This window comes from Mesorhizobium sp. M7A.F.Ca.CA.004.12.1.1, from assembly GCF_003997835.1.
Taxonomy (GTDB): domain Bacteria; phylum Pseudomonadota; class Alphaproteobacteria; order Rhizobiales; family Rhizobiaceae; genus Mesorhizobium.
Window position 1 is genome coordinate 1 of record NZ_RZRK01000727.1, and the last position, 3,038, is coordinate 3,038.

Annotated in this window: 4 protein-coding genes; all 4 read right to left on the minus strand. The window is 64.7% G+C overall.

Going from position 1 to position 3,038, the window contains the following annotated elements; translation table 11 throughout:
* The coding region (locus EN984_RS28465; protein ID WP_127384122.1) for a hypothetical protein at positions 1 to 414 on the minus strand (414 nt) is incomplete at its 3' end.
* Between the two features lie 43 nt (positions 415 to 457).
* Entirely contained in the window at positions 458 to 1,609 is a 1,152-nt protein-coding gene (locus EN984_RS28470) for a Xaa-Pro peptidase family protein (RefSeq protein ID WP_127270541.1), read from the minus strand.
* Complete coding sequence (gene pgeF, locus EN984_RS28475) at positions 1,609 to 2,403, minus strand: peptidoglycan editing factor PgeF (RefSeq protein WP_127270538.1); 795 nt, start codon at positions 2,401 to 2,403, stop codon at positions 1,609 to 1,611. The genes EN984_RS28470 and pgeF overlap by 1 nt, the downstream gene beginning before the upstream one ends.
* A 107-nt stretch (positions 2,404 to 2,510) precedes the next feature.
* Positions 2,511 to 3,038 (minus strand): SAM-dependent methyltransferase (locus tag EN984_RS28480; RefSeq protein ID WP_206517497.1); only part of this gene is annotated, 528 nt, incomplete at its 5' end.

A 3,038-nucleotide genomic window follows, 5' to 3' on the forward strand; every position in this document is an offset into this window, starting at 1 on the left:
GTCATAGACATCCCAGACATAGATGACGGTGGTGTCGGCGCCTTCCGACATCGTCGAGAAATAGCCCTTCAGCACATGTGTCACGGTCTGGTCGGCGCTGCCGGCGAGCGTGATACCGCGCTGCCTGGCGCGGGTCTGCAACTCCGCCGTAAGAGGTGTCGCGGCTTCCACCGAAGCGCCGACGATCGGCGCGATCTGCAGGCGGGTCTTCGACAGGATGGCAGCGCTTTGGGCTGATGTGACCGGTGCGGCGGTGGTTGCGGGAGCGCCCGCCGTGCTGGTGGCGGGCAGCGTCTGGGTCGACGTCGCCGGCGGAGTGATCGCCGACGGTTCGAGCACGTCCTTTGCGTTGGTGCAGGCGGCAAGAGCCAATGCCACAAGCAATGACACGGTCGTCACATGCGATCGTCTCATTTGCCTTCTAACTCCTTGGCGAAGAACGCCTCCCATTGTGGATTCACTGTACGATCAAGTCGAGATCATGGCGGGACAGCGGCTTGGGCTGGGATTCGGTGGTCAGGTAGGTGCGGCCAAGCGTCATCGCCGTCTCGGTATCGGAGTCCATGATGATCATATGGGCGAACAGCGTCATGTTGGGCGCGATCGGTTCGGGATTGCCCTGGTAGAACATCGGCATGTCCATCCAGGACGGGGTGAAGCGGGCGCCGACCGAATAGCCGCAGGCGTTCAGCCGGTGCTTGGTCAGGCCGTGTGCCTCCATGGTGCGGGCATGCGCATCGAAGACGTCGCCGAAGCTGTTGCCCGGCGTCATCGCCTTTTCGACAGCCAGGAGTGCCGCGCGGGCGGCGTCGAACAATTCCTGATGGCGCTTCGACACCTTGCCGGTCAGCACCGTGCGCATCATCGGTGCGTGGTAGTGGTTGAAGACGCCGGCCCATTCGAGCGTCAGCTGGTCATTTTTGGTGAGCTTGCGGCGGCCGGCCTTGTAGCGGCACAGCAGCGCATCGACGCCGGAGCCGATGATGAATTCGTTGGCCGGATAGTCGCCGCCGCCGGCAAAGATCGCACCCTGCATGGCGGCCAGGATCAGGGCTTCGTCGCCACCTTGCTTGATCAGCGGCAGCGCCGCGTCGAGCGCGTCGTCGGAGAGATTGGCGGCCTTCTCGGCCTTGGCGATCTCGGCCGGACTCTTGAACAGGCGCAGCCGCCCGACAATTCCGGACGCATCGGCGATCTGGCCGAAGGTCTGCAACTGCTCGTCGAGGCGGCGGCCATTGAACGCGGTCAGGCCATGGGTGTCGTATTCGACACCGATGCGGGCGCCGAGCAGGTCGAGTTCGTTGAGCAGATTGCGCAGGTCGACCGCCGGATTGGCGCCATTACGGTCCGTCCACAAGACGATGTTGTCGATAATCGAGGTCTGACGCGCCTGGCGCAGGTCGGCCGAGCGGGTCAGCAGCACCATCGAACCGTCGGCCTTCACCACCAGGCACTGGAAGAAGCAGAAGCCGAACGTGTCGTAGCCGGTCAGCCAGTACATGCTTTCCTGCGCGAACAGCAGGATGGCATCAAGCTTTTTTTCGGCCATCTCGATGATCAGCCGGTCGCGCCGCGCGTCAAATTCAGATCGTTCAAAATGCAGCGCCATTATTCCCTCTCCAAGACGATTGCCGAAACCTGCCGGCCGTAATCGGGCTCCTTGCGATGCGTGGTGCGCCGGTAGGAGTAGAACAGGCCTTCCTCGGCGTAAGTGCAGCGGTCGAGGCCTTCAGCCGTCACGCCGGCCTCGGCCAGCCGGTCAACCGTGTAGCGGTTGAGGTCGAACATGGCATGGCCGGCATTGGCGGACGGCGCGAAATAGAGGATATTTTCGGCATCGGCTTCGACAAAGCGGGCGACGAATTCCGGGCCGACCTCGTAGTTATCAGGGCCGATGGAGGGGCCTAGCACGGCGATGATGTTTTGGCGCCGGGCGCCGAGGCTTTCCATCGCCAGGATGGTGTTTTCGAGCACGCCGGTGAACGCGCCTTTCCAGCCGGCATGCGCGGCGCCGATGATGCGCGCCTCAGCATCCGCGAACAGCACGGGACCGCAATCGGCGGTCGAAGCGCCGATGGCGATGCCCGGCCGGTCGGTGACGATGGCGTCTGCCTTGGGCCGCTCGCCGGCAAAGGGCTCCCTGGCGATGATGACGTCGGGCGAATGGATTTGCCAGGCGGTCAACAGATGGTTCGCCGGCACGCCCATCCAGGCGGCGACGCGGCCGCGGTTCTCTGCGACCAGCGCCTGGTCGTCATTCGATCCGGTGCCGATGTTGAGGCCCTGGTAGATGCCGCCGGAGACACCGCCGATGCGGGTGAAATAGCCGTGGCGGATGCCTTGTGCCTGCGCCTTGTCCAGCAGCGGCGACCGAACGGGATCCGGTTTGGTCTGATTCAGCATGCGGGCGTTGTTGTCCGTGTGGGCGGTTTCGTCAAGAAGAAGGTGCTTGGTCGAGAACAGGCGCTGCAAAGCGCGGACGGGAGATTGGGAGGGGCGGCGGTAAAAAGTCAATCCGCCCCGGCGAAGGGCCGAACCGCCACGCCGCGAGGCAGTACCGCAAGCACCTTGAACAGCTCGCCCATGGCTTGCGGCCCTGCGAGGCGTTCGACGTCGCCGGCGATCCTTTCGCGCGCCGCCTGGCCGGCATCGGCGCCAAGCCGGCCGGCGCGCTCGAGGATGCCCATGCCGAGCAGGAAGTCGCCCTGTGTCGTCAGATGGGCTTCGAGGCCATGTGCACGCACGATCGCGGCCAGGGCGGCGAAATCGACATGGGAGGTGAGGTCGGCCTCACCGGGATTGGCCAGCACATCTTCGTGATCGTGGCTTCGCAAGGCCTGCAGCGTGTCCCCGACACCCGGCTGGAGATGGCCATAGTCGATAAACAGGCCAGCGCCGCCATGCCTGGATATGCGCTCGGCGATCGTTGCCATGAGCGCGGTGCGGGCAGGCGCCACTTCGGCGATCGAACCTTGCGGCGCTTGGGTGGCATCGGCGGGCAGCAGCGTCGGGTCGACCGAGCCGGCGCCGGCGAAGAA

What these genes read in the sequence shown, in the direction of transcription:
- EN984_RS28470 (WP_127270541.1), bottom strand. Translation starts at nt 1,609, where the DNA reads ATGGCGCTGCATTTTGAACGATCTGAATTTGACGCGCGGCGCGACCGG.
- pgeF (WP_127270538.1), bottom strand. Translation starts at nt 2,403, where the DNA reads ATGCTGAATCAGACCAAACCGGATCCCGTTCGGTCGCCGCTGCTGGAC.